The following is a 22,212-nucleotide window of genomic DNA, read 5'->3' as shown; positions in this document are numbered from 1 at the left end:
GCCTGCTCTTGTTAACTTTTTGGTGCACGATAGACCTTTCCACTCTCTAGAGCTACCGAGACAATCCCCTCAACTGTTTCGAGGCGCACATCGTAATTGGAAACATTTGTAATGGAACCCCATTGATAATGTGAAACTGTTGGCTCCAGCGATTCTAAATTGTGGAAGAGTTGCTTAAGAGTAATGGCATGTTGCAACTTACCATTTAAGTAGATGGATAACATTACTTGGTTAGGTGTTACTGATTTTGGAACAAGATTTAGCCCAGGGTAACCCACCACTACGTACTCACCACTTGGAGAAATATGGAAGGACCTGTGCCAGCCACTTATTTTGTATATTTCCTTAGTTTCGAAATTACCCTCCACGCTGTACACCACAGTGTCTTTCGCAGGCTCCAAATAAGCACAATAAGTAACGAAGATGTTACATACCCTCTTTGCTTTGGGAACTGGCAAAGGGCTATCGGCATGAGAACTAAAACTCAGGAATATCAGTAAAATTGTGGCAGTGACTTTATTCATAGTGAAAGTTAACGCTTTTAGCACCTGCGCCTTAGGCGTCTGGTGCCTAAATTTGTTATGTGTATATCTCCGATAGTAGATCTTGTGCAATTTTGTAATAGATTTCGAATTCTGCTGTTGCTTGATTTTCTTCCATGAACTGTAGCGCTCGCTCTTTAAGTATAGGTATAGGCCCATAATTCCCCGAAAAATGGCAACCAACTATATTGTTCATCGTACTAACTAGTGAATATATTGGTGTATCTCTTCGAAGTGCTTTCGGCGGCAAATTATCCTGCCGGTTTAACTCTTTAGCAAAACTAATAATTCTGCTCGTCATATTATCTCCGACACATAACGCCTCAGGCACCAGCGCACGAAGTGCGTCTGGCCCGCGAAGCGGGCATAGTGCCCTAGCTGGTTATGTGTTTCTAATGTAATTAAATCGGAGAACATCTTTGTGCAATCCGTATGCTAATGAAGTAGAGCTATCTTCATTCTGGAAAAATTGAATCCAACCGTTGTTAATACCTGATTCCCAACTCGATAGCTCGCCATATCTTTGAAGATAAGCATTGAGCTTCTGTGTGATTCCGTCTTCTGATTCTCTACCCGAAGGGTCATTATACCAGCTGGCAATGACACGATTCTCTTTCTCGTAGAATCCACATTCATAGGAGGGTGAGCTTACCCTATAGAAGTTGTCTTCATCTTCTTTTTTTTCCAGAACATCTAAGCCTGTGGATCTAAGAATTCCCAATGCTTCTTCTAGCTCGATGTTCAGAGGTATATGAGGTGTTTTTATATTCATGATATCGATCTACACATAACGCCCGCAATAACCGGCCGGAGCGAAGCGGAGGTCCGCCGGAAGCCACGCAGTGGCTGGAGCGTAGTTAATTGCCTTGTTATGTGCCTAGCCATATTTTTGCCAAATTGCGGCTACATTTTGATATTGAGAGGGTAAATTAGCTTTAGCCTCTTGAATAGATGAGTATTCAGCATCTTGCTCAATTTCCCAATCAGAGTCACAGCTAAACCGGTAGAATTTTTCGCTATTGGAATATTTGCAAATTGCCAAACCAAATATTTCCGCAGCAACCTCTCCATTTTCAAAGAGCACAAATCCAAATGGCTTAGAATCTGACCAAGCCCACTCAATCACTCTTGCTCCATCAATTTCTTTAGGAGGATTGCTCATGACTATCCTTGCACATAACGCCAAGCGAATGGGCTGGCGCTGCGTAGCAGTGACAGTCCAGGGAAGCCTCCCCCCTTAAAGTAGACGCCACCTTATATTCATCTTATGCGGCCATTCTTTCATATTCATCTGGGCTTTTGAACCCAAGTGAACCATGTCTTCTTTTAAAGTTATAGTACCTATCAAGATACCAAGCTAAGTTAGCTCTTAGTTCCTCAACGGATTCAAAATTAAATCCTTTGAAACTCTCAGTTTTCAGTGTTTGAAAAAATGATTCTACATACACATTATCATTCATAAATCCTGGACGGTTCATGCTCGGCTCAATACCCAGTTCTTTGAGTCGACTTTGGTATGCATAAGCACCGTACTCAGAACCTCGGTCACTGTGAAATATTAGATCTGATTCTATATTTCTGCGACGAACAGCTTTATTTAGCGCTGACAGTGTTAGCTCAACAGTTCGAGTATCCGACAACTCCCAACCCAACACTTTCCGGGAGTAAAGATCAATAATCACAGCTAAATATTGCCATTGTCCATTGATCTTCAGATAGGTTACATCACCAGCCCATTGAGAGTCTGGTTTACTCGGCATACCATGCTCTCTTTGTAGGTTTTCAACCTTAATATAAGGATTTCCAGGCAAAGGGCGTCGACGATAGATCCTTCCAGCTTTCCCCACGATTCCAGCCTCTCTCATAAGGCGTTCAACGCGTTTGTGATTTATTCGTTCACCATTAGCTTTCAGCTCTGCGCTAATTCTTGGACTTCCATAATTACCATCATGCTGTGTATAGATAGCTTCGATACACCCTAGAATTCGCCTATTCTCTATGTCACGAGTGCTCTCATCTCGATTGAGCCACTTATAAAACCCTTGGGGTGAAACATTCAAGTATCTACATAAGTACCTGACACCAAAGTCTGATCGATTAAGAGCTATGAACGAGAATCTTTCAGCTTTGGATCTTTCAGGTACATTTCCCACTTTTTTAGGAAATCATTCTCCTTTTGCAATTTCTCGACCTGCTTTTTTAGACGTCTTATCTCTTTATCATCGGTTTGAGACCGATTTTTCGTTGTTTTTGTCATACTTATTCTACGACTGGGCTTCTCGACCAGCTTGCCTTCTCTACTTTCCTGTCGCCATCTATACACCATTACTGGATGCAAACCAATAATGTTGGCGATAGTAGTCGTATCTACTTTCAGTTGATTAGTGAGAGCTACCACTCTAACTTTGAATTCTGTTGAATATTCAACAACTCGCTCTTCACTCAGTATTTTCGGCATTTTTTCCTACCCTATTCAAAAGGTAGGCGTCTACTCAATGGGGGAAGGTTTCAGGCCAACTGGTTGGCCGAGCATTGCGCGCCTTGTTATGGCTCATTTATTGGTAAACCCGAGAGTTCAAAGGTGGAATAAGCTCTTCTGTGATTGTACCCATTATTATTTCTAATTCGCTTTTGATTTCTACGAGTTGGTTGTTGAACTCTGGATACTGCTGCCAAAAGTTATCAGGAACTGCAGCAATATTTGCCAGTAAATCTCCTTTGTACATGTCACCTTCGGCCAATGGGTTTACAGCAAGAATATCAAGAGCAACGGGAACCAGAAACCTTAAACCAATTTTTTGACCAATTAGTATGCGTAGGTTTTCGACCGAAAGTTCCGCTAAAGGAACTGACCATAAACGGTGACATTCAGCGGCTAGACTTGAGCCAAAGTCAGGCCTGCCCCATTTTTCTTTGTGTAGCTCTTCGAGAGATTTTGATAGATCCACGATAATCCTTTAAGGGCCATAACGCCCGCGTAATAGGCGCGAGCTTGCGAGCGTCCTAATTGACGCGCTTGTTAACTTTTTATCCCGTAAACCGCTCATTGGTTTGTGGATCATATAATGGGCACCCAAACTCTTTGCCAATATCTATGAATACGTTCATCCATTCTCCAGGCTCACCATAACAATCAATTCTTACATGCTGTGCACTTGAAGATACTTGAAAAGAGTTGCTTTCACCTTCCCAATCAAGAAATCCATTTCTTTCTTCAGTACCAGGAAACTCTTGAATGATCCTTTTATAAACGCTATCAATATCAATCTGACTAAGGCCGTTAACAGGTACGCCATCTGAGAGACTGCGATAAACCTCCAGAGGCTCTGCTTTAAAGCCTGCTGATTCACTCCAGAAATTTAAGTCGTAGCTCATAGCTTTCTCGTAAAGTTAACGACCACAGCACGGGCGGCCGGAGCGTAGCGTAGGCCGTCTCGCGAAGGACCGAAGGACCGAAGGACCGTAGCAACGTGCCTGTGATTGTTAGCTGCCTTTGCGTAATTGCTCATTATATATTTCCTGTATTTCAGCATGGCCAACTACTCTTGAACCTTCTCGAATCTCTAGATTGGCGCCAGTCTCTAGGCATTTTGGGTATGCCTCTGGCGTGATGAATTTAACAAACGCTTGAGTGCGCCTATTAGGTTCCGCAATCCCTTCATCAACAAACCAATGAATTGTAGTCGTGAGGTAGTCTGTTTTAACCTTGTAATGAGGTCTGTATCCATTCTTTACGATGATATCTTTACCGGAAAAACATACCTGCACAAGGGCATCAGGCTCCCAGTCTGGATTTTCATTTCTATCGAATTTATCAGATATCACTTTTTTCTCTTACAACAGTTAACGCAGAGTGCAGGGGCGGCAGGAACGAAGTGTAAGCCGTCCCTGCGCGAAGCGCCCTTGCTGCCACGATTTGTTAAGTGCTACTTTTAGCACACTTGGTCTCCGATTTCCCAGGGTGGCTTGTAAATACTAGTTTACTACCAGAATAAACGAAGAAGCTCGCCCCTTTTTCTGTGTTTAATGTGAAAGTTCCATTTTCATCCGTTTTGGTTTCTCCAAGTTTGCCAGGCAAGTGAAAAGGAACCCATTCGTTTTCCCATGCTTCTGCTCTAGCAATCGGATTATCTTGGCAATCAGTTACCGTTCCGGTATAGGTTTGTGGTGTAGCGCAACCATTCAAAATTAATGTAAGTAAAGCAATTGCTACTGATGTCTTCATTCTCTCATGCACTTAACGCCCACAGCAGGGGCGGCTTAATTTGTGCGCGTTTTGCGCAAAAATGGGAGCGGAGCGACCTGCGCAAAAGGTGCACAAATTAAGCCGTCCCGCGGAGGCCCGAAGGGCCGTAGCAAACTGCCTGTGTTTGTTAAGGCCTCCACTAATCGCAGCCTGAGTCACCGAAACCAAAATCTATGCCACCACCGAAACCATCAGTTGACGATGGTACTCCTGTTTGCGCCGCTTTCTTTTTGCGCAATTCTTTCTCTACAGATTTTCGCTTATCTTCGATTAAAGATTTCTCCGACTCAGTAAATTTCTGATTCTCTAAAAGCTCAACACCACAATACATACATTTATCAAACCCAGTGTTCTGAATCCGACGACCACATATATGGCACAAGCCTTTGTTCATGTTTACTTCCCTTAACACCAAGCGAATGGGCTCGCGCTGCGTAGCAGTGACAGTCCAGGCCAACTTGTTGGCCGAGCATTGCGCGCCTTGTTATGGCTCATTTATTGGTAAACCCGAGAGCTCAAAGGTGGAATAAGCTCTTCTGTGATTGTACCCATTATTATTTCTAATTCGCTTTTGATTTCTACGAGTTGGTTGTTGAACTCTGGATACTGCTGCCAAAAGTTATCAGGCACAACAGCAATATTTGCCAGTAAATCTCCTTTGTACATGTCACCTTCGGCCAATGGGTTTACTGCAAGAATATCAAGAGCAACGGGAACCAGAAACCTTAAACCAATTTTTTGACCAATTAGTATGCGTAGATTTTCGACCGAAAGTTCCGCTAAAGGAACTGACCATAAACGGCGACATTCAGCGGCTAGACTTGAGCCAAAGTCAGGCCTGCCCCATTTTTCTTTGTGTAGTTCTTCGAGAGATTTTGATAGATCCACGATAATCCTTTAAGGGCCATAACGCCGCCAACACGGGCCAAAATGGAGCAGCGAAGCTGCGGAATGTAGGTCCAGCCAGCTTTGCTGGCATTCGTGCTTGGCTTTGTTACGTGTTTTTAGCACTCGTATAGCTCCGCTAAAAATTGATTAAAAGATTTGGCCAACCTAGTCATATTATATTCCCAGGGCTCACCCTCATAGTTAGCCTCTTCATGGTCCCAATGGTAGACAGCTCCAAATTCCTCTGGCTTAAGTGACAAGCAATATACGTCACCGCCAGGACTCTCCCCAAAAGGTAAGTAATGGCCAAGGATCATATCTTTATATTCTTCAATATTTCTTGCCAAGTCATCATGTACGAGTTCTTTTCGGATCGCGTAAAGGTGACCTATAAAGTCAAAGTGCTCTCCGTTGACCTTGACTCCATCTGGAACTGGACGCCCACCATTGTATTGTTGTAAAAACTCAACATATTCGAGAGGAAAGTCTATAGAAAGGTCACTCTCTAGCGCCTTAATATCAGGCCGACTCAACTTTCCATATGAATCATTAACTTGAATCATCGTGACTCGCTCTTACACCTAACGCCTAAAGCACGGGCGCAGTTTTGCTGCGTCCAGTGCCTTTACTTGTTATGAGCCAGTCGCTGGTTGATTGCACGGTGTAACGCACACTCTTTAAAACCTTTTCGCCTTTACAGAGATAGTCGATAAAAACACCCATTGTGTGCTTGCTATCTGTAAAGTAACCAATTGCTTCTGGCTCTGATTTTGATGTAGGTAGCTCTGTTATATGAACCAGCAACTCCTCACTATTTTTACCAAGTAGAAAGGTGCCACTTCTAGATGCTGGACAACCAGAAGGACTTTCTTTTTGGCCTTTAAGCTCAAATATTATTGCTGGGCCTTCTGGCTTCACGCTTATATGAAAACCTAGTTTCGCGGCTAGCTCTGGTGTCAAAGAAACCTCTTTAGGCCCTCCACTTGCAGCAGCCAAGGATGACATTAAAGCTAGAATTATAAGAATGTACTTCATAGTTTAAAGCTCATAACGCCTCAATCAGCCGACGCTTTAGCGGTCGGCTGAATTGACTTGTTAGTGTGCTTAATTCCAAGCCCCACCCAAAACTCTGGAGGGTACTGAAGTTCAGGCTTTCCGACCCACCCATTAGTAACGGATAAAGTATAACCGCCTTTAACTCTGCCATACTTTACCGACTGCAAAGCAATTTGATCCCAGTCTCCAATGAACTGGATATCGTTTAATGTTTCTGGATACGAACCAGTACGTATATTATGAAGCTCGATTAAAGAAATCGCTGTTTTAAAGTGTTGATCTCCAAATTTTTGGTTTGCTTCTTTTTGGATTTCACAACCCGTAAACATGACTATACAAAAAGCTATTATTAATCTATTCATTTTAAAACCATAATTAACATTCTGTGCTGCACACTAACGCCCGTGAGTTGCGGCCGGAGCTGCGAAGCAGCGGAGGTCCAGGTGTAGCTTGCTACACCGATGCAACCTCACCTTGTTAAATTGCAATATCATTCTGTTCAAGAAAGACTATCAACTCATTAAATAAATCAGAATGGTCAGTAACTCCTACATTAGAGACAACTATATAGCTGCCTTCCTTCTTGAAGCCACTTGCATGCGAATACATTGTATTTACAACCTCATCTGGAGAGGAATCAATCAAGGAAAGGTCCTTATGTTCAACCAGTCCACAGACTAATGTAAATGCAATCGTTACTATATCGTACCTTCCGTCCAGATACTGTTGATATAAAAGGTCGATATCATTCTTATACTTTTCGAGAGAATCCACGGCCATTTCTTCTTTGCCATTTAACGCCGCCGGCAGGGGCAGCTTAACTTGTGCGCGTTTTGCGCGAAAATGGGAGCGTAGCGACCCGCGGAAAAGGTGCGCAAGGTAAGCTGTCCCGCGGAGGGCCGAAGGCCCGGAGCAAATTGCCCGGCCTTGTTAACTGAGGTCCTCGTATTGCGCAATGTGCCCTGCTCCAAACTCGCTCAAATTGGCCAAGTAAACATCTAAGGACGAGCAAATTTTTGAGAGACGGCCAAATGGATAGCGCTGATCTGACCATATACTTCCAGCTTCAGGTCCGCTAAATACGTAAATATGATACCCCTCGCAGCCTGTATTACAGATGCGAATAGCGCCGCTCAAGATTCCTTCACTTGTAGTAGAGCGCCCATCGAATGCACCTAAGACTTCAGCTGTATCAACTTCTTCAATCTCGTATGGCTGAAACCACTCTTCTTGTGGTGAGAGTTTGTAATATCCAACCATTTTTGGATCATTGAGCGCTTGAAACAGGCTTTTAGGAACACTTTCTTTCCACATATTCAGTTAACGCCTTGCTAAGGGGCAGCCGAAGTGCAGTGGAGGCTGTCCTGCGGAGGCCGCGCCTTTTGCGGTCGGAGTGAACTTGAGCAACTTGTTAGGTTTCTGTGACTATGGTGATGCAAGCTTAACCTCGCTAAATCTCCAGTTTGTAATTTCGCCTTGTGATTCAAGCTGACCAGACTGAACAAGGTAATAAATTCTTTTTGCGATCCTTTCTGCATCACAATTGTTGTCATCTAACCCTGTCTTATTTTGTGTCAGACCAATTATCATTGCCATCTTTCTCCAATTTTTGGTGGCTTGAGAAAGAATAACTTTGTCTATTTCCAAATCGTCCATTTTGGGAACCTAACGCCGCAAGCAACGGCCGAAATGTAGCGGCGAAGCCGCGGAATGTAGGTCCAGCCCACGTAGTGGGCGGTGTTGCCTTGCTTTGTTAAGCATGATGGCCTCTCTTATAAAATGCATAGGCACACAAAGCCAGCCCTACGGAATATACTAAATCAAAAGACATTACGGAAATAGCAGTGTAAGTGGGTGAGCTAGATAATAAATCAGGGTAAGTAGCCCACAGCCACTCCGTTGTAGGAATTGCTAACATGCTAGGCAGTAGCATTATGGTGAGGCCAATGATAAACAACCCGGAGGAGGACGAGCTTTGCTTTAAGATGCTGTATCCGGCGACTATCGCAACCAGAAGAGACGGCCAGGTAGAAAGCAAAGTCATTGTAATTATTTCGTGGATTCCCACTCGATCCCTCGTAATGCTTAACATTTATATAGTAATCATTCTGATCACTATTATCCTGATTACTATCCTGGAATCAATCTAACGAAAAAAACACACAAAATCCAAGCAAAATCAATATGTTACCCATCCTTCAGAACCATTGTGCCAAATGGAAAAACGATCACTTTGACTACTATACCCATTTTATACGAGTTCCCTAATCCATTGAAATACAACAGATTTTCAACCATTCTGGCCCTAAGCCAGAAATAACGGTCAAACTGATCGAAAATCCTGATGACTCCCAGTCAAATGTTCATTAAACTGTTAATCCATACAGTATTCGGACTGTAAAAATGGATGACATCCCTATTCCGCTACCCCAGCGACCATCCCGCTTTATGGACCGTTTTAGGGCTTTTATACGGTCTCGCTATTTGGCATACAAAACAGAAAAGACATACTGCTTTTGGGTGAAGGACTTTATACGATTTCATGGGATAAAACATCCGCAGGAACTCGGAAAAGCTGACATAGATAAGTGGTTAAGTCACCTTGCGGCTAATCGCAATGTGTCAGCCAACACTCAAAAAACCGCTTTGAATGCAATTATCTTTCTCTATAAGCAGTTTCTGGATATTGAATTAGGGCAACTACAGTTCGAAAAAAGCCATCGGCCTAAGCGATTGCCTGTTACTTTTAGCCATGAAGAAGCAACCTCCATATTAGAGCACCTTAGCGGTCCAAATAAGCTTGCTGCTTCTTTAATGTATGGTTCGGGCCTTAGAGTTATGGAAGCTGTGCGGCTTAGGGTACAGGACATTGATTTTAGTGATCAATGCTTGATAGTACGGGAGTCCAAGGGTGAGAAGTGGCGAAGAACACTACTGCCTCGGTCTCTGGTTAAGCCCCTCAGGGTGCAGATAGCACATGCGCTTTCTCTACACGAGCAGGATTTGGCTGAAGGCTATGGGTATGTCTATTTGCCTTTCGCTCTGGCGAAAAAGTACCCACAAGCAGCGACGAGTGCTGCTTGGTAGTATGTATTCCCCGCTCGATTTCTATCGCAAGACCCTCGCAGCGATATGATGCGACGGCATCATATTGGTGAGCAGCAAGTTAGGCGGGCCGTTGCCAAGGCCGTTTCGGCCCTCGATATTCGTAAGAAGGGAGCTGCCATACATTTCGCCATTCGTTTGCCACCAACCTTCTGCGGGCTGGTACTGATATACGCAATATTCAGGAGCTACTCGGCCACAACGATATCAGTACAACCATGATTTACACCCATGTTATAGGCGTACATGAGCGCGGTGTTACCAGCCCTCTTGACTGATTTCGGTCCCCCGGCAGCTATGTCTTTGGGTGGTAGCTGGCTTTGGGCCAAGCCTTGTTGATTTCATCCGCCTGAAGCTCAGCATTAAAGTGTTCCCAGGTAATGCCATTAATGTCAGTTTCTGCGGTAAATGTATCGGCACCATCTGATTCCCACCCTAGATGCCTAAGCGTTCCGCTTTCGCAATTTGGATCATGGCGAATCGATAAGTTAACAGTGGCAGTTCGCCATAAAGCATATTCATTGGGCACATGCACGCAGGGAGCAGTATTTAACCTTTTACTGTAATCGGCAACTGACTCTTCTATCTGATTAGTCGACAGTGCTATATGAATTTTATCCATAGATTATCCCCCCTAAAAAATCTACATAACATAAACAGTTAATCGAGCACCAACTAAAAATTGTTCTGACATTAAGAGAAACACTGCTTGTACCTTAATCCAAGCATGCTGGATCAGCGGTTACAAATATATTACCTGACCAGGAGTTACTCGAGTCACAATTCCCAGAATCAAAAACATCTCGGAGGTCAAACTCATTATTACCAATAGCTGTATTTGAAAATATCGAGTTATTTTCACTTTCTTCAGATGAAATCACTATACCTCCTGGAAAATCCCCACTATTTCCAAGGTTATTCAGGGCTGAGTTGCCTATCACAAAATTATTAGATCCACCGTCTATATTAATTCCACTTTCCTCGCTGCCACTAATAACATTGCTAATAACTTGATTACTATCACCAGATAAAGCCACACCATTCTCTTGACTATTGGTTAATACATTTCCGAACACATAACTATTGTCACCTCGAACCCAAATGGCATCTCTGTCGGTGTTATCAATTGTATTATTGTTCAGTGTATTAAAATTACCTAAGCTCTCGATTCCACGATCACCTACATCAGCAATATTATTCTGGGATACAATACAATTACTTCCCTCCAAATCAATTCCCTGCCCCCCAATACTTAATCCGCGGCCTACAATTTGATTACCGAGTATGGAGTTGTTATCGCTTTCTATAGTAATTCCATCTCCTTCAAAATCTACGATATCTACCCCTGTGATGTTGTGAATTCCTGTTCCACCTAAAAATATCCCGTCGTCACACCCACTTATCGTACCGTTACTCACAAGGGCTGAAAATCCCTCTACTACAATACCAGTCGCATCAAACACATCAATAACACAGGTAACACTATAACCACCCAGGTTTAATACGCCGGTTGGACCAACAACTCTAAGAGCATATTCATCATCTTCTCCAATTACACAGACAAGATCCTCTGTAAGAACAGTGGCAGTATCAATAGTATCGCCACATTCAACTGCAAGAACATTTGAGGCTAAAATTGCGGCGCATACAGGTAAAACCATATTGACGCTGAGTTTCATACTATTTCCCTAATAAGTTGCCAAATTTCTTGTAAATAAACCCACATAGCAACCTTAGATGAGCCGTATTTTTTTGCGAACCATGCCAGTCGTTTCAAACGAAATAAATTAGATTAATTTTGAATATTAAAAGGAAGCCAATTTGAGAATTATTAATTACTACCACTCGCCCCAGCTTCCAGCTGCTCCTGTACCTTATCCAAATTAAAAGATCCGGGTACCTGGCTGGGTGGATATTCTTTCATAGTTTGCAAAAATTTTGATGCGAGTTGCTGCATGGGAACCAAGACAAAAGCCCTGTCTATAAACCAGTCGTTATAGGTATTCGAGTTGTGTTGGGCTTTTTCAAAAGGATCTTGCCTCAAATTGAACAATAGTGGCACTCGTAATTCAGTAAAGGGCTCTCGCCAGACTTCAAAACCCCGCCCGCGATTTTCCAGGAAAATAGCTTTCCAGGGTTCGTAGCGCATAGCTACAATTTGGCCGTCATCATTTACGTAGATAAATTCTTTTCTTGGAGATAGTTTTGCTTTACCGGTGAAGTAATCCATCATGTTGTAGCCATCAACATAATTTCTGTACTCGCGCCCATTCAGCTCGACCCCTTCCTTGAGCTGTTCCTTAATATTCGGGTTTCCCCCGGCCGCAGCGAGAGTCGGCAGCCAGTCTTCATGGGAGACAATACCTGTCAAGGTAGTACCCGCTGGAAATTTGCCCGGCCAGCGCACGAAAGCTGGCACCCTATAAGCTCCTTCCCAATTGGAATTTTTCTCACTGCGAAATGGCGTAGTTGCAGCATCTGGCCAGGTATTGAAGTGGGGGCCGTTGTCTGTGGAATAAAACACGATGGTATTGTCGGTGATATCCAGGCGGTCAAGCACACTTAGCAGCTTTCCTACCAGGATGTCATGCTCAACCATGCCATCCATATACTCATTGCTGTTGGGGCCCGCAAGGTTTGTGTGCTCCTCTCTCACATGGGTGCGAAAGTGCATCCGGGTGGCATTCCACCAGACAAAGAATGGGGTCTTAGCCGCGTGTGCACGTTCGATAAAGTCGATAGCTGCCGCTAGGGTTTCATCATCGATCGTTTCCATCCGTTTCTTGGTTAGGGGGCCGGTATCTTCGATTGGTCCGCCGGCCTTGGCTTTAATCACTCCTCTGGGGCCAAACTTCTTGCGGAATTCAGGGTCTTTGGGATAGTCCCTGTTCTCCGGCTCTTCCTCCGCATTCAGGTGATAGAGGTTGCCAAAGAATTCATCAAAGCCATGGTTGATGGGCAGGTGTTCGTCCCTATCCCCTTGGTGGTTTTTACCAAACTGGCCGGTGGCATAACCCAGGCTTTTCATTACCGTGGCGATAGTGGCATCACTCTTCTGCCACCCCTCTTTGGCACCTGGAAGCCCCACCTTAGTCATGCCAGTGCGTACTGGAACATTACCCGCTAAAAAAGCCGCGCGGCCTGCTGTGCATGATTGCTGGCCGTAGTAATCGGTAAAAGAGAGCCCTTCTACCGCCAGCCGATCAATGTTGGGCGTGGTATAGCCCATCATGCCGCGACTGTTGAAGCTGATATTCCAGATGCCAATATCATCTCCCCAGATCACCAAAATATTGGGTTTGGTCTGCGCGAATAGGCTACCAGGGGAAAGGGATACAGCAGCCAGTACAACCAAAAGGAACTGTCGGAGACGGGATCGGGAGATCAGGAGCATTACACACCTCAATATTGGCAGGCTCAATACACCGCTTTAAGACTAGTCCTGGTAGGCGGGAACTTGAGGAATCACCGGCCCCTGGCTTGATTGATCCTGCGCTTCTGGCGGAAACACCGTCCGCCAGTCCTTCGCCATATCTACCACCAACCAGCCATTTGCCTTAGCGGCTTGTAGCGCTTTGTCCAGGCGCCCCACTGAGGAGTTCTTATCGTATGCCCATTCTCTTTTGGCATCGGTATGATGAATCAGCATGGCAAAACTCGGCCCCTTAGAGGCAGTGGTCCATTCCAGCATTTGTAAATCACCATCGGAATTGCCTGCGGCAAAAACTGGCCTCCGGCCAATCACGTCATTGATTGCGATAGGCTTCCCCTGTTTATCGGTGAGGAAGGCCAATTTATCTAATTTCACAATATAGGGATGCCCACCCCCATTTTCATAGCGGGACTTTAGGCGACTGCCGATAACCTGCTCTGGGGGGATTCCATATAACTCCTGGGAAAACACTCGGATAAAATCAGTGCCGCCCCCCGAAACAATGTAGGTTTTAAAACCATTTGCTCTTAAGTATTCCAGCAACTCCAGCATGGGCTGGAACACCATCGCACTGTAGTGTTTGCCAGTTTCCGGGTTCTTAGCACTCTTGAGCCATTGGGCAACAGAGCGCTGGAAGGCATCCGTACTCAATCCCGCATGAGTCGCAGTAAGCATTACTTCCAAACCTTCCCTGCCTTGCCCCAACAGGTTTGATAAATTGCCCTTTAGAATCGAAGCGAAGGGCTCTTGGGTTTTCCACTCTGGGTGTTGGGGCGCTAGTCTTTTAACCTCATCAGCGGCATAGAGAAGCTGGAAGTACACGGGCTTCTCGGACCAGAGGGTGCCATCATTATCAAATACCGCTATACGTTCACCGACAGTTATAAAGTCGGCGCTGTCCTTACGGGTAACCTTGTCAACAAAGGCCATAATTTGGGCTTTAACGCCATCTTGCCAGGATGGCAAGGGAGAACTGAGTGCCGGTAAGCTGATTGCCAAAACCAGCAGCAGACACCCTCGGCTCAGGGCAACCCTAAATATCCAATCCAGCATTCTGGCCCTCTCACAAAATGACATTTACGGCACATGAACTAATCTTTTGGCCTAGGGAGCCTCTGAATAACTCCCTAAGATAAGAACTCATCACAATAAAAAAACCGTGATAAATATAGCTGGCACTAGCCTCCTCCAAATCAGCCTTATCTGTCTCGTACTGGTGGCCTGTGGTAACGAAGAGCCGGTTGATACCCAACCTCTCAAGCGCCAGGACGAAGCAATCAGCTCAGAAGCCACTTTCGTGGGCTCCGCGCAATGCGCCGTATGCCACAAAGATGAGGCCAGTGCCTGGCAAGATTCCCACCACCAGCTGGCAATGCAAGTCGCCAATAGTGACAGCGTTCTAGGTGATTTCTCCGGGGTGGCATTCGAGCATCTGGGGCAGAAATCTCACTTCTATCAAAAGGAAGGGCGCTATTACGTACGCACAGATGGACCCAGTGGAGCCATCCAGGACTATCCCCTTGCCTATACATTTGGTGTCCACCCTTTACAGCAGTACTTGATTGATTTGGGAGGCGGACGTCTTCAGGCACTGAGTATTGCTTGGGACAGCCAGGACAAATCTGCAGGTGGCCAGCGCTGGTTTCATCTCTATCCCGATCAAGCGATAGACCATCAACATCCCCTGCACTGGACCGGCATAAACCAGAATTGGAACTTTATGTGTTCCGACTGCCATTCCACCAATCTGCAAAAGGCCTATAACCTACAAACCGATAGCTACCAGACATCCTGGTCAGAGATCAGTGTCGGTTGCGAATCCTGTCATGGCCCGGGATCGAGACACCTTCAGTGGGCAAAAACACAGAATGAGACATTGCAGAATAAAGGGCTTGATCCCCATCTTATTGACCCAACCCAACAGCTCCGGGGAATGGATCTGCAAACGGGGATTGCCAAGCTTGCGCCATCGGCAGCCATCCAGCGTGAAATAACAACTTGCGCCCAGTGCCATTCTCGGCGGAGTACCCATTTACCGGGAGCGCAGGCTAACAGCGAATTACTGGATCATTTCAACCTCACACTTCTGCAAGAGCCTCTCTACCACGCAGATGGCCAGGCCGGTGGCGAGGTATTTGTGTACGGATCGTTTCTGCAAAGCAAAATGTACGCAGCAGGTGTTACCTGTGGCCACTGTCATAACCCCCACAGCCTACAACTGAGAGCAGCTGGTGATGCAGTTTGTGCCCAGTGCCATATGCCGGAGCGATTTGCCCGTACTGATCACCATCTGCACCCAACTCAAAGCCCCGGTGCCCGCTGCACAAACTGCCATATGCCGAAGAAAAATTTTATGCAGGTGGATGGACGCCGGGATCACAGTTTCCGCATTCCCCGGCCTGACCTTTCCGAGGCGCTGGGCACCCCCAATACTTGCAACAGCTGCCATCAAGATAAATCGAGCCAGTGGGCGGCGAAGATATTGGAAGACAAATACGGCTCACCTCCCCCTCACTACGGGCAGACATTGCACGCAGCTATGCGCGGGGATAGCGAGGCCGATAAGATGTTAATGAACCTTATTCAGGACGACAGTCAACCGGAGATTGTTCGGGCCAGCGCAATCCGTTTGTTACCGCGCTACCTGACGATAAATTCCGCTCAGTTACTTCAACAAATTGCCCAGAGCGAAGAACCCTTATTAAACCTGGCCCTTGCGCAGTCTCTGGATGAACTACCGGAGCAATTGCGACTGATGATCGGTGTACCGCTGCTTTTCAGTGAAATGGCCGTGACCAGGTCGCTGGCTGCCAATGGCGTGACCGATGCTCAGATCGGGACTATGCCCGCGCAAGTACAGCAGCAATACTCAAAGGCCCTTAAAACCTATACCACCTCAGAATTATTCAACAGCGACCGGCCGGAATCTCTGGTAAACCTGGGCAACTTCCATTTCCGGAGAGGAAACACGCAACAAGCGGAAGCCTTCTATCGCCGGGCAATAACCAAGGCCTCCTACTACACACCCGCCTATATCAACTTGGCCGACCTTTACCGGGCAAGTGGACGTGAAACCGACGCGGAATTATTACTCAGAGGAGCACTATCGAAGAGTGAGGATATCGCCGTAATCCAACATGCCTTAGGCCTTTCCCTGGTTCGTCAGAACCGCCACCAGGAGGCAATGGGTTTTCTAAAGGCGGCGGCTGAGCATGAGCAAACCCAGAGTCGCTATCTCTACGTATATGCCATAGCCGTTCACTCGGAAGGCAACAGCGAACTCGCCCTGGATATTCTAGAAGACGGCTATCACCAGTTTCCGCAGGACCTGGATATTTTGCGGGCATTAATTTCTATTAGCAGGGAATCCGGCAAGCGGGAAATCGCACAAAAATATGAAGCACTTTTAGCCAGCAAACGCTAAAAATCATAATAGAGACTTAACCTAAGAAGCCTTTCAGTAGGCAGCAGACCAAATTCACAGGACTCACAGCCCCTGAAAAACTGGGCTTGCAGTCGAGTACTAAAATGCTCAGTCCAGTTCTGAATCAATTCCAGGTTGTGGTACTGGCTCTTGTCATCCAGGTTGTATTGCACACTCTGACGATATTGAAACTTCTTATCCAGCCGGGTGTTACCCCACATCAAGAACAAATACTCTTGCCGTAGTTGTCCGCTAGATAAAAGGTTAAAACTTTCGGACAGAAATGAAATCGCCTCATAAACCCGCGCGCTGTTCAATCCGTTCTTTGCACTATCTACCTGCGTTTGAACCAAACCCCACTCGTCATCATCGAATCCATGCTGGTTATACAGATACTCCGCAGTAACATCCCATCCCTGGTTGAAGCTGAGCTGAGTACCAAGCACCAGCTTCAAATAACCATCGTCCTCTGCTGGAAAATAGGAGAGTTCGCCCGGCTGCGGTAACTCCCGCTGATGTTCCCAAGCCCCCTCCAACCTGAGTGTGGCACTGTCTCCAGCCAAAGTACTCAACCCGAGAGCGACATTGGTTGTCTCCCCCTCCATCTGATGCAATACCAAGCGGGTATCCAAGTCACCTTCACGATTCACCACGAGTGCGTACTGAAACTCATGGTCATTTACGCTAGTGCCAAAGTGACCATCCAGATCGTCCTCAACCTGAGCCATATAAATGCCAGTGTTCCAGCGACCATAGCGGAAATCGAAATGGGCCATATCCCAGCCCAGTTGCTGGGTAAGTTCATCGGCATCCAGATTGGGGCGATCAAAAGTGGCTTTTAAAAGATTTGCCGGAGACCAGTTGTAACCGTTGCTCCACTGAGGTTTTATCCGACCGACGTTAATACCAAACCTTCGGTTGTCAGTGTAAGAAGAGAAATACCCCTCTAGCAGATGGGATTCTGTCTCTTTTTCAGATGTTCCAGCCTCATTAGACCGATAGTGCTCTATCGCCGCAAACCGCGAGTAAACTGAGAAGTGTGCTCCCAGGGAAAACTGGCCACTGAGATCCAGAGCAAGCAAAGACTCTTGTTCATCAAAGACAAACAGACCCGGATCGAAATAGGGATCATCCCGAACTTCATTCTGCTGGTGATACCCGAGTAGCGAAGCATCAATATCCCAAACAACTCGAGAAACCCCTCCCTCAGTGCTCACTTCATCGAAAAGTTCCGAGTTGGTCTCGAAAGGATCTTGATAGTCTTCGGCACTGGCAACTTTTTCAGCAAAAGCGAGAGGAAGGAGTATAAATGGGAGAATTTTCCTGATTCTGATAACCATTACCGACTCACCTCAATTCAGCCTGCCAAGGGAGCCTTTTTGGAAAATTGCCGGGTCCAGGCTCTCAAGACGATAGTCATCGAACTTCATCCAGGTATAACTCTCGTCAATGAGCGCATCCACCAACAGTAATTTATGCAGTTTCAGCTCGCCTTCAAACTGCTTGAACTCTTTATAGTGCGCTGTTTTAAGGAGGCGCCCGGAGCGGGTATAAAACTCCCCCTTTAAAGGCAGGTTTCCCTCAGCCTGTGCCATCCATATTTTTACTTTATCATAGGCAACACCAGAGGATTTTGCCGATAAATACAGCACCCAGTAATCTTCCCCATCAACAGTTTCCTGCCCTTGCAGCTCTGCGGTGTAATCCCGGGAGAAATTTGCCCCCACTACATCACCGTTACTGGTCTCACCAATTAATCGCTGTGAGGGTGCAATCCGGATAACCCTGCGCGTGCCGGGAATATAGAGCCACATATTGGCGCTCTCTTTTAGCATTGCCCTGCCCTTTTCCCGGGCGGGTGCCAAAAACTGGATCAGCGATTGCTCATTAAATACTTTGACACTGAGCTTATTGGTGCGGGGCTCCTTGTCCTTTTTATAGCTGATATTGGTGATATCAAAGCTAAAGCCCTGATCCCTGAATCCCCGAAAGTCATCCAACTTATTAACCAGTGACTCAGCCGAAACCGATGCATAACTTGAGTAGCTAAACAGCATGCAGGCTATCGCCGACACCCACCCATAAAAAAAATTCAACTTACACATAGAAGACCCAAATCAAGTAAACCTAAGTGCTTTTACTACCGGCAGCCGGGATGCTTTTATCGCTGGATAAAGGCTGGAAACAAGTGAAATACAAAAACCCAACAGGAATGTTTTCAATAAGATATCCGGCACGACAAACACACGGATAGGATAGTCCTGGGTACTGCCCGGTGGCCGAGGCATCATCCATTCTGCATAGGTAATGCCCTTGGCTGCCAGTGCACCAATCAGTAGCCCCAGCAAACTTCCGATTAAACCGAGAAATACCGACTCCAGTAAAATCAGGTTTACAACCTGGCGAGGAGTGCCGCCCATGGCTCGGATAGTACCCAGCTCACGGGTACGCTCCATTACTGCCATCAACATGGTATTGGAAATACTCAACGCGACGATTACCAACACAATGACGGTAATAAAACCAAAAACTCCGTTAAACAGGCCAACAACCTGATGATAGTAACCCGCCAGTTCTTCCCAGCTTTTTATTTCTAGGTTCAAATTGTTCTGCTCAAAGACACTGGCCAGAGTCGCAATTGAGGTAGATGTAAGTTCGGTCTCCTCCAGTAAAACCACTAGCCGTGTAATATCTGACGTATAGAGCAGTTCCTGGGCCAGAGGCAAATTCACCCTGAGCAAGCGATCATCCAGTTCCTTAACACCGGTTGTGATTACCCCCATCACCTGTACATCGACAGCATTGATTGCTCCATCCTGGGTGCTTGCCAACAGGGTCAAGTAGTCCCCAATCTGAACATCCAGAGCATTGAACAAGCCTTCTCCAAGGTGGGCAGCAGAAATATCCTCTGGAAATAGATCGTCCCCTTGAACAATCTGAATTGCAGAGGAAAGCATCACTTCTTTCTCCGCATCAATACCAATTCCAGTGATGGCTATCGATTGCTTGCCATCACTAAGCAGGCCATTGAAATTAAGGCGTGGTGCTACCACCAGTGTATCGGTTTCGTTTTCTACCAGCTCGGAAATCTTTTTGAGATCCCCATCAGCAATCAGGTATTTTTCCGGTTCCGCTTTGCCAAACTGGTTGTAACCTTTGGCATAGATTTGTATATGACCAAGCTGCGAGCGGATCATACTCTCCCGCATCCCCTCATACATCGACTGTACAAAACCGCCAAAAATAATCAGGCTGGTACAACCGAAAACGATCGCAGCCAAGGTAATCAGGCTGCGGCGCCCGTTACGCATAATATTCAGCAGTGCAACTTTCCACCCCAAGCCCATGACTAAATACTCCGAAGCGCCAGCTTGGCTTTAGCGGACCAGTCGGTATCCGACTCGGCCACCTTTCCCCAAAGAACCCGGGCATCATCGGGCTGTTTATTGCGCTCGTAAGCCTGGGCAAGGTAGAACTCTACAAAGCCGAGAAATTCTTTACCGAACCGATTGCCCACCTGTTCCCTAACCAGCTCCAGGTCTTCAACAGCGTAGCGCGCTCTTTTTAGAAAGGCCGGCATATTGGCACAGCTGATTCCCCGCTGAAGGCGGGCGCCCAGATTGAATGGAGATTGTTTAACAGCCCGGTCCATCATGCGATTGCCTCGTCTGGAGAACAGCGATAGTTTTGCCAATCGATCAAGGTAGAAGCTGGATTTAAAGGAAGTTGTCGATCCCAATGCAGCATTGAGTTCGGGGTCATCCGGGAGACTCTCCACCAGTGACTGCATCAAAGCCTCTAACTCCTCAACATCCTGCAACTCTGCATCTTCCATCGACGTAAGGCGCGCAAGCTGAGCCAGGTAGGCCTGCTTTCTCTGCTCACTGGTCGTTTCGCCATTAACAGCAGCAAACAGCGCTCCCCTTTCACTATTGGTGAATGGAATCGGAGTTGGAAAGACGAAATCTTCAGCCAAAGCCGGTGCAGAAATTAAGAATGCAACTGAAATAGCCAAAGCCGCTCTAGTTAGCGGGTCCCTAGCCAGCAACATTTTTATGATTGCTGTCATGCAAAAGCCTCCTGAACAATACCTTGAGGCGAAGCTGTATCCTCTACCAAATGACCATCTCGTACCGTGATAACACGAGATGCCAAGCTGGTTACATAATCATCATGGGTGGCTACGATAAAAGTGACACCCTGCTCCTGGTTGAGCTGCTTCACAAGGCTCATAATGCTCTCCGACGTGCGCGAATCCAGATTGGCTGTAGGTTCGTCCGCAAGCACCAGATCCGGCTTACTGACAATTGCCCTGGCAATCGCCACTCGCTGCATCTGCCCCCCCGAAAGCTGGGTAGGACGCTGATTAACCAACTTGGCAAGCCCTACTGCTTCCAGAGCGTCTAACGCTAGTTGCCTGGCATTGTTAGCCCCCCGCAGTGTCAGCGGGTACATCACATTCTCAAGTGCTGTAAGCACGGGAATCAGGTTAAAAGACTGGAAAACAATCCCAATATGACGACCTCGAAACAGGGAGCGCTGATGCTCTCCCAAACTCCCAAGATTAACGCCATCAATATGAACTGATCCGGAATCACACTGATCCAATGCGGATAGAAGGTTCAATAATGTGCTCTTACCACTACCGCTGGGCCCTTTCACAGCCAGAAACTCACCCCGATCGATAGCAAGATCTATATCCCGCAAGGCATCGACCCAGAGATCACCCAATCGATAGCGCTTTGAAACACGCTTAAGCTCAACCAACATTAACTTTTACCCAGGGTGACTGCCATTTGCCCCAGTTGCTCACAAGAGGTTTGCATCGTTGCAGGACAAGGAGCCATTGCTATTGCTTTTTGGTAGTAATCCATGGCCACTGCCAAATCTTCAGTGCCCTCTCCAGCTTTCACCCAGTAGGCATTAGCCAAAGACAAATACACCACCTGCTGCATAGCAGTCGGCAATAGATCGGGATCTGAATCCATCAGATTCTTAAACCAGGCTTCATCTTCGAACACCCGCTCAAAGTGGCCGCTTACTTCTCCTACATAAGAAAAAGTAATCAGCCGTATCAGGCGTACATTAAAATCTGAATCGGCACTGAGACCTGCCTGATCCACCTCGTCCATCGCATGCCGCAGACGGTAGAGCTTGTAAAGCCCCATCGCAGGGTCAAACATCGCACCTGCGCGCTTGCCCTCATTGGAGTAATACGCTGCACGTATCAGCATGTCGTCTGGACGCTGTTGATACGCGGCTTCCAGCAAGTGTGCAGCCTTTTCAAGCTCGTTATGATGACTAAATAACTGCCCAAGCTCCAACATCAAGTCGGGGTCTGTACTATTTTCACCAATCTCCTGCTGGAGAAACTCCACCTGCTCCATCTCGCCTTCTGAATAGGCAATCTTGCCAAACTCGATGGGAGCAGCACCTGAAAACCAGGCAACAACATTTCCAATAAAAAAACTACTGATAAGAATGGTAAGTACTTTTTTAAACATTGACTGCTCCCGAA

General features: G+C 46.4%; 31 protein-coding genes. 3 read left to right on the top strand and 28 right to left on the bottom strand.

The window, feature by feature from the left end; genetic code table 11:
* Window positions 1–11: 11 nt before the first annotated feature.
* The 18 genes from ACG1BZ_RS09725 to ACG1BZ_RS09640 all read right to left on the bottom strand — a co-directional run bounded on the left by ACG1BZ_RS09725 (window position 12) and on the right by ACG1BZ_RS09640 (window position 8,388).
* Window positions 12–524, bottom strand: a complete 513-nt coding sequence (locus ACG1BZ_RS09725) for a hypothetical protein (protein WP_413665444.1) — start codon at window positions 522–524, stop codon at window positions 12–14.
* Window positions 525–579: 55 nt separating this feature from the next.
* Entirely contained in the window at window positions 580–843 is a 264-nt protein-coding gene (locus ACG1BZ_RS09720; protein WP_413665443.1) for a hypothetical protein, read from the bottom strand.
* Window positions 844–924: 81 nt separating this feature from the next.
* Entirely contained in the window at window positions 925–1,314 is a 390-nt protein-coding gene (locus ACG1BZ_RS09715; RefSeq protein ID WP_413665442.1) for a hypothetical protein, read from the bottom strand.
* Between the two features lie 105 nt (window positions 1,315–1,419).
* On the bottom strand, window positions 1,420–1,704 hold the full coding sequence (locus ACG1BZ_RS09710) for a hypothetical protein (protein ID WP_413665441.1): 285 nt from the start codon (window positions 1,702–1,704) through the stop codon (window positions 1,420–1,422).
* Between the two features lie 103 nt (window positions 1,705–1,807).
* Window positions 1,808–2,695 (bottom strand): IS3 family transposase, encoded by an 888-nt coding sequence (locus tag ACG1BZ_RS09705; RefSeq protein ID WP_413662311.1) that lies wholly within the window; start codon window positions 2,693–2,695, stop codon window positions 1,808–1,810.
* Window positions 2,647–3,000, bottom strand: coding sequence for a transposase (locus ACG1BZ_RS09700; protein ID WP_413662312.1), 354 nt, complete (start codon window positions 2,998–3,000; stop codon window positions 2,647–2,649). Before ACG1BZ_RS09700 ends, ACG1BZ_RS09705 begins: the two co-directional genes overlap by 49 nt.
* 97 nt (window positions 3,001–3,097) lie before the next feature.
* Window positions 3,098–3,490: a contact-dependent growth inhibition system immunity protein gene (locus tag ACG1BZ_RS09695; RefSeq protein ID WP_413665440.1), complete on the bottom strand. Its 393-nt coding sequence runs from the start codon at window positions 3,488–3,490 to the stop codon at window positions 3,098–3,100.
* Between the two features lie 79 nt (window positions 3,491–3,569).
* A complete protein-coding gene (locus ACG1BZ_RS09690; protein WP_413665439.1) occupies window positions 3,570–3,917 on the bottom strand; it encodes a hypothetical protein in 348 nt (115 codons plus the stop codon).
* A 108-nt stretch (window positions 3,918–4,025) separates the two neighbouring features.
* Window positions 4,026–4,367: a hypothetical protein gene (locus ACG1BZ_RS09685; RefSeq protein ID WP_413665438.1), complete on the bottom strand. Its 342-nt coding sequence runs from the start codon at window positions 4,365–4,367 to the stop codon at window positions 4,026–4,028.
* Window positions 4,368–4,461: 94 nt separating this feature from the next.
* Entirely contained in the window at window positions 4,462–4,767 is a 306-nt protein-coding gene (locus ACG1BZ_RS09680; RefSeq protein WP_413665437.1) for a hypothetical protein, read from the bottom strand.
* 160 nt (window positions 4,768–4,927) lie between these two features.
* Window positions 4,928–5,182, bottom strand: a complete 255-nt coding sequence (locus ACG1BZ_RS09675; protein ID WP_413665436.1) for a hypothetical protein — start codon at window positions 5,180–5,182, stop codon at window positions 4,928–4,930.
* Between the two features lie 101 nt (window positions 5,183–5,283).
* Window positions 5,284–5,676: a contact-dependent growth inhibition system immunity protein gene (locus ACG1BZ_RS09670; RefSeq protein WP_413665435.1), complete on the bottom strand. Its 393-nt coding sequence runs from the start codon at window positions 5,674–5,676 to the stop codon at window positions 5,284–5,286.
* A 116-nt stretch (window positions 5,677–5,792) separates the two neighbouring features.
* Window positions 5,793–6,239, bottom strand: coding sequence for an SMI1/KNR4 family protein (locus ACG1BZ_RS09665; RefSeq protein ID WP_413665434.1), 447 nt, complete (start codon window positions 6,237–6,239; stop codon window positions 5,793–5,795).
* Between the two features lie 25 nt (window positions 6,240–6,264).
* Window positions 6,265–6,711 (bottom strand): hypothetical protein, encoded by a 447-nt coding sequence (locus ACG1BZ_RS09660; protein WP_413665433.1) that lies wholly within the window; start codon window positions 6,709–6,711, stop codon window positions 6,265–6,267.
* 20 nt (window positions 6,712–6,731) lie between these two features.
* The gene (locus ACG1BZ_RS09655; RefSeq protein WP_413665432.1) at window positions 6,732–7,094 is read right to left on the bottom strand and encodes a hypothetical protein; all 363 of its coding nucleotides are present in this window, start codon (window positions 7,092–7,094) and stop codon (window positions 6,732–6,734) included.
* Between the two features lie 115 nt (window positions 7,095–7,209).
* Window positions 7,210–7,506 carry a hypothetical protein gene (locus ACG1BZ_RS09650; protein ID WP_413665431.1) on the bottom strand — a complete coding sequence of 99 codons (297 nt, stop codon included), beginning with the start codon at window positions 7,504–7,506 and terminating at the stop codon, window positions 7,210–7,212.
* A gap of 156 nt (window positions 7,507–7,662) precedes the next feature.
* On the bottom strand, window positions 7,663–8,046 hold the full coding sequence (locus tag ACG1BZ_RS09645; protein ID WP_413665430.1) for a hypothetical protein: 384 nt from the start codon (window positions 8,044–8,046) through the stop codon (window positions 7,663–7,665).
* 111 nt (window positions 8,047–8,157) lie between these two features.
* Window positions 8,158–8,388 carry a DUF3658 domain-containing protein gene (locus tag ACG1BZ_RS09640; RefSeq protein ID WP_413665429.1) on the bottom strand — a complete coding sequence of 77 codons (231 nt, stop codon included), beginning with the start codon at window positions 8,386–8,388 and terminating at the stop codon, window positions 8,158–8,160.
* A 747-nt stretch (window positions 8,389–9,135) separates the two neighbouring features.
* Here ACG1BZ_RS09640 and ACG1BZ_RS09635 point away from each other — a divergent pair.
* Window positions 9,136–9,819 carry a phage integrase N-terminal SAM-like domain-containing protein gene (locus ACG1BZ_RS09635; RefSeq protein WP_413665428.1) on the top strand — a complete coding sequence of 228 codons (684 nt, stop codon included), beginning with the start codon at window positions 9,136–9,138 and terminating at the stop codon, window positions 9,817–9,819.
* A gap of 170 nt (window positions 9,820–9,989) precedes the next feature.
* On the top strand, window positions 9,990–10,115 hold the full coding sequence (locus tag ACG1BZ_RS09630; protein WP_413665857.1) for a tyrosine-type recombinase/integrase: 126 nt from the start codon (window positions 9,990–9,992) through the stop codon (window positions 10,113–10,115).
* A 17-nt stretch (window positions 10,116–10,132) separates the two neighbouring features.
* Here the strand turns inward: ACG1BZ_RS09630 and ACG1BZ_RS09625 are convergent, their stop codons facing one another.
* From ACG1BZ_RS09625 to ACG1BZ_RS09610, 4 genes are all read right to left on the bottom strand, one after another.
* Entirely contained in the window at window positions 10,133–10,459 is a 327-nt protein-coding gene (locus tag ACG1BZ_RS09625) for a hypothetical protein (RefSeq protein WP_413665427.1), read from the bottom strand.
* Window positions 10,460–10,553: 94 nt separating this feature from the next.
* The gene (locus tag ACG1BZ_RS09620; RefSeq protein WP_413665426.1) at window positions 10,554–11,516 is read right to left on the bottom strand and encodes a right-handed parallel beta-helix repeat-containing protein; all 963 of its coding nucleotides are present in this window, start codon (window positions 11,514–11,516) and stop codon (window positions 10,554–10,556) included.
* 152 nt (window positions 11,517–11,668) lie between these two features.
* Window positions 11,669–13,231, bottom strand: a complete 1,563-nt coding sequence (locus ACG1BZ_RS09615) for an arylsulfatase (RefSeq protein WP_413665425.1) — start codon at window positions 13,229–13,231, stop codon at window positions 11,669–11,671.
* Window positions 13,232–13,273: 42 nt separating this feature from the next.
* Window positions 13,274–14,323, bottom strand: coding sequence for an HAD family hydrolase (locus ACG1BZ_RS09610; RefSeq protein WP_413665424.1), 1,050 nt, complete (start codon window positions 14,321–14,323; stop codon window positions 13,274–13,276).
* A gap of 106 nt (window positions 14,324–14,429) precedes the next feature.
* Here ACG1BZ_RS09610 and ACG1BZ_RS09605 point away from each other — a divergent pair, with 106 nt between their 5' ends.
* Window positions 14,430–16,694 carry a tetratricopeptide repeat protein gene (locus ACG1BZ_RS09605; RefSeq protein WP_413665423.1) on the top strand — a complete coding sequence of 755 codons (2,265 nt, stop codon included), beginning with the start codon at window positions 14,430–14,432 and terminating at the stop codon, window positions 16,692–16,694.
* On the opposite strand, the gene ACG1BZ_RS09600 is transcribed toward ACG1BZ_RS09605, so the two are convergent.
* The 6 genes from ACG1BZ_RS09600 to ACG1BZ_RS09575 are packed head-to-tail and all read right to left on the bottom strand — an operon-like array spanning window position 16,691 to window position 22,198.
* The gene (locus tag ACG1BZ_RS09600; RefSeq protein ID WP_413665422.1) at window positions 16,691–18,034 is read right to left on the bottom strand and encodes a hypothetical protein; all 1,344 of its coding nucleotides are present in this window, start codon (window positions 18,032–18,034) and stop codon (window positions 16,691–16,693) included. The two genes, ACG1BZ_RS09605 and ACG1BZ_RS09600, sit on opposite strands and share 4 nt — an antisense overlap.
* Before the next feature lie 12 nt (window positions 18,035–18,046).
* A complete protein-coding gene (locus tag ACG1BZ_RS09595; RefSeq protein WP_413665421.1) occupies window positions 18,047–18,751 on the bottom strand; it encodes an outer membrane lipoprotein-sorting protein in 705 nt (234 codons plus the stop codon).
* A gap of 60 nt (window positions 18,752–18,811) precedes the next feature.
* The gene (locus tag ACG1BZ_RS09590) at window positions 18,812–20,041 is read right to left on the bottom strand and encodes an ABC transporter permease (protein ID WP_413665420.1); all 1,230 of its coding nucleotides are present in this window, start codon (window positions 20,039–20,041) and stop codon (window positions 18,812–18,814) included.
* 2 nt (window positions 20,042–20,043) lie between these two features.
* Window positions 20,044–20,763: a hypothetical protein gene (locus tag ACG1BZ_RS09585; protein WP_413665419.1), complete on the bottom strand. Its 720-nt coding sequence runs from the start codon at window positions 20,761–20,763 to the stop codon at window positions 20,044–20,046.
* A complete protein-coding gene (locus ACG1BZ_RS09580; RefSeq protein ID WP_413665418.1) occupies window positions 20,760–21,464 on the bottom strand; it encodes an ABC transporter ATP-binding protein in 705 nt (234 codons plus the stop codon). Before ACG1BZ_RS09580 ends, ACG1BZ_RS09585 begins: the two co-directional genes overlap by 4 nt.
* Complete coding sequence (locus ACG1BZ_RS09575; protein ID WP_413665417.1) at window positions 21,464–22,198, bottom strand: tetratricopeptide repeat protein; 735 nt, start codon at window positions 22,196–22,198, stop codon at window positions 21,464–21,466. Before ACG1BZ_RS09575 ends, ACG1BZ_RS09580 begins: the two co-directional genes overlap by 1 nt.
* Window positions 22,199–22,212 lie beyond the last annotated feature (14 nt).

It is taken from the genome of Microbulbifer sp. CNSA002 (genome assembly GCF_047324085.1).
Lineage (GTDB): Bacteria > Pseudomonadota > Gammaproteobacteria > Pseudomonadales > Cellvibrionaceae > Microbulbifer.
The sequence above is the reverse complement of the archived record's forward strand: the minus strand, read 5'-3'. Positions and strand labels throughout refer to the sequence as shown.

What these genes read in the sequence shown, in the direction of transcription:
- ACG1BZ_RS09585 (WP_413665419.1), bottom strand. Translation starts at nt 20,763, where the DNA reads ATGACAGCAATCATAAAAATGTTGCTGGCTAGGGACCCGCTAACTAGA.
- ACG1BZ_RS09675 (WP_413665436.1), bottom strand. Translation starts at nt 5,182, where the DNA reads ATGAACAAAGGCTTGTGCCATATATGTGGTCGTCGGATTCAGAACACT.
- ACG1BZ_RS09615 (WP_413665425.1), bottom strand. Translation starts at nt 13,231, where the DNA reads ATGCTCCTGATCTCCCGATCCCGTCTCCGACAGTTCCTTTTGGTTGTA.
- ACG1BZ_RS09690 (WP_413665439.1), bottom strand. Translation starts at nt 3,917, where the DNA reads ATGAGCTACGACTTAAATTTCTGGAGTGAATCAGCAGGCTTTAAAGCA.
- ACG1BZ_RS09595 (WP_413665421.1), bottom strand. Translation starts at nt 18,751, where the DNA reads ATGCTGTTTAGCTACTCAAGTTATGCATCGGTTTCGGCTGAGTCACTG.
- ACG1BZ_RS09715 (WP_413665442.1), bottom strand. Translation starts at nt 1,314, where the DNA reads ATGAATATAAAAACACCTCATATACCTCTGAACATCGAGCTAGAAGAA.
- ACG1BZ_RS09710 (WP_413665441.1), bottom strand. Translation starts at nt 1,704, where the DNA reads ATGAGCAATCCTCCTAAAGAAATTGATGGAGCAAGAGTGATTGAGTGG.
- ACG1BZ_RS09700 (WP_413662312.1), bottom strand. Translation starts at nt 3,000, where the DNA reads ATGCCGAAAATACTGAGTGAAGAGCGAGTTGTTGAATATTCAACAGAA.
- ACG1BZ_RS09600 (WP_413665422.1), bottom strand. Translation starts at nt 18,034, where the DNA reads ATGGTTATCAGAATCAGGAAAATTCTCCCATTTATACTCCTTCCTCTC.
- ACG1BZ_RS09610 (WP_413665424.1), bottom strand. Translation starts at nt 14,323, where the DNA reads ATGCTGGATTGGATATTTAGGGTTGCCCTGAGCCGAGGGTGTCTGCTG.
- ACG1BZ_RS09580 (WP_413665418.1), bottom strand. Translation starts at nt 21,464, where the DNA reads ATGTTGGTTGAGCTTAAGCGTGTTTCAAAGCGCTATCGATTGGGTGAT.
- ACG1BZ_RS09640 (WP_413665429.1), bottom strand. Translation starts at nt 8,388, where the DNA reads ATGGACGATTTGGAAATAGACAAAGTTATTCTTTCTCAAGCCACCAAA.
- ACG1BZ_RS09635 (WP_413665428.1), top strand. Translation starts at nt 9,136, where the DNA reads ATGGATGACATCCCTATTCCGCTACCCCAGCGACCATCCCGCTTTATG.
- ACG1BZ_RS09720 (WP_413665443.1), bottom strand. Translation starts at nt 843, where the DNA reads ATGACGAGCAGAATTATTAGTTTTGCTAAAGAGTTAAACCGGCAGGAT.
- ACG1BZ_RS09665 (WP_413665434.1), bottom strand. Translation starts at nt 6,239, where the DNA reads ATGATTCAAGTTAATGATTCATATGGAAAGTTGAGTCGGCCTGATATT.
- ACG1BZ_RS09625 (WP_413665427.1), bottom strand. Translation starts at nt 10,459, where the DNA reads ATGGATAAAATTCATATAGCACTGTCGACTAATCAGATAGAAGAGTCA.
- ACG1BZ_RS09645 (WP_413665430.1), bottom strand. Translation starts at nt 8,046, where the DNA reads ATGTGGAAAGAAAGTGTTCCTAAAAGCCTGTTTCAAGCGCTCAATGAT.
- ACG1BZ_RS09660 (WP_413665433.1), bottom strand. Translation starts at nt 6,711, where the DNA reads ATGAAGTACATTCTTATAATTCTAGCTTTAATGTCATCCTTGGCTGCT.
- ACG1BZ_RS09620 (WP_413665426.1), bottom strand. Translation starts at nt 11,516, where the DNA reads ATGAAACTCAGCGTCAATATGGTTTTACCTGTATGCGCCGCAATTTTA.
- ACG1BZ_RS09725 (WP_413665444.1), bottom strand. Translation starts at nt 524, where the DNA reads ATGAATAAAGTCACTGCCACAATTTTACTGATATTCCTGAGTTTTAGT.
- ACG1BZ_RS09680 (WP_413665437.1), bottom strand. Translation starts at nt 4,767, where the DNA reads ATGAAGACATCAGTAGCAATTGCTTTACTTACATTAATTTTGAATGGT.
- ACG1BZ_RS09655 (WP_413665432.1), bottom strand. Translation starts at nt 7,094, where the DNA reads ATGAATAGATTAATAATAGCTTTTTGTATAGTCATGTTTACGGGTTGT.
- ACG1BZ_RS09575 (WP_413665417.1), bottom strand. Translation starts at nt 22,198, where the DNA reads ATGTTTAAAAAAGTACTTACCATTCTTATCAGTAGTTTTTTTATTGGA.
- ACG1BZ_RS09590 (WP_413665420.1), bottom strand. Translation starts at nt 20,041, where the DNA reads ATGGGCTTGGGGTGGAAAGTTGCACTGCTGAATATTATGCGTAACGGG.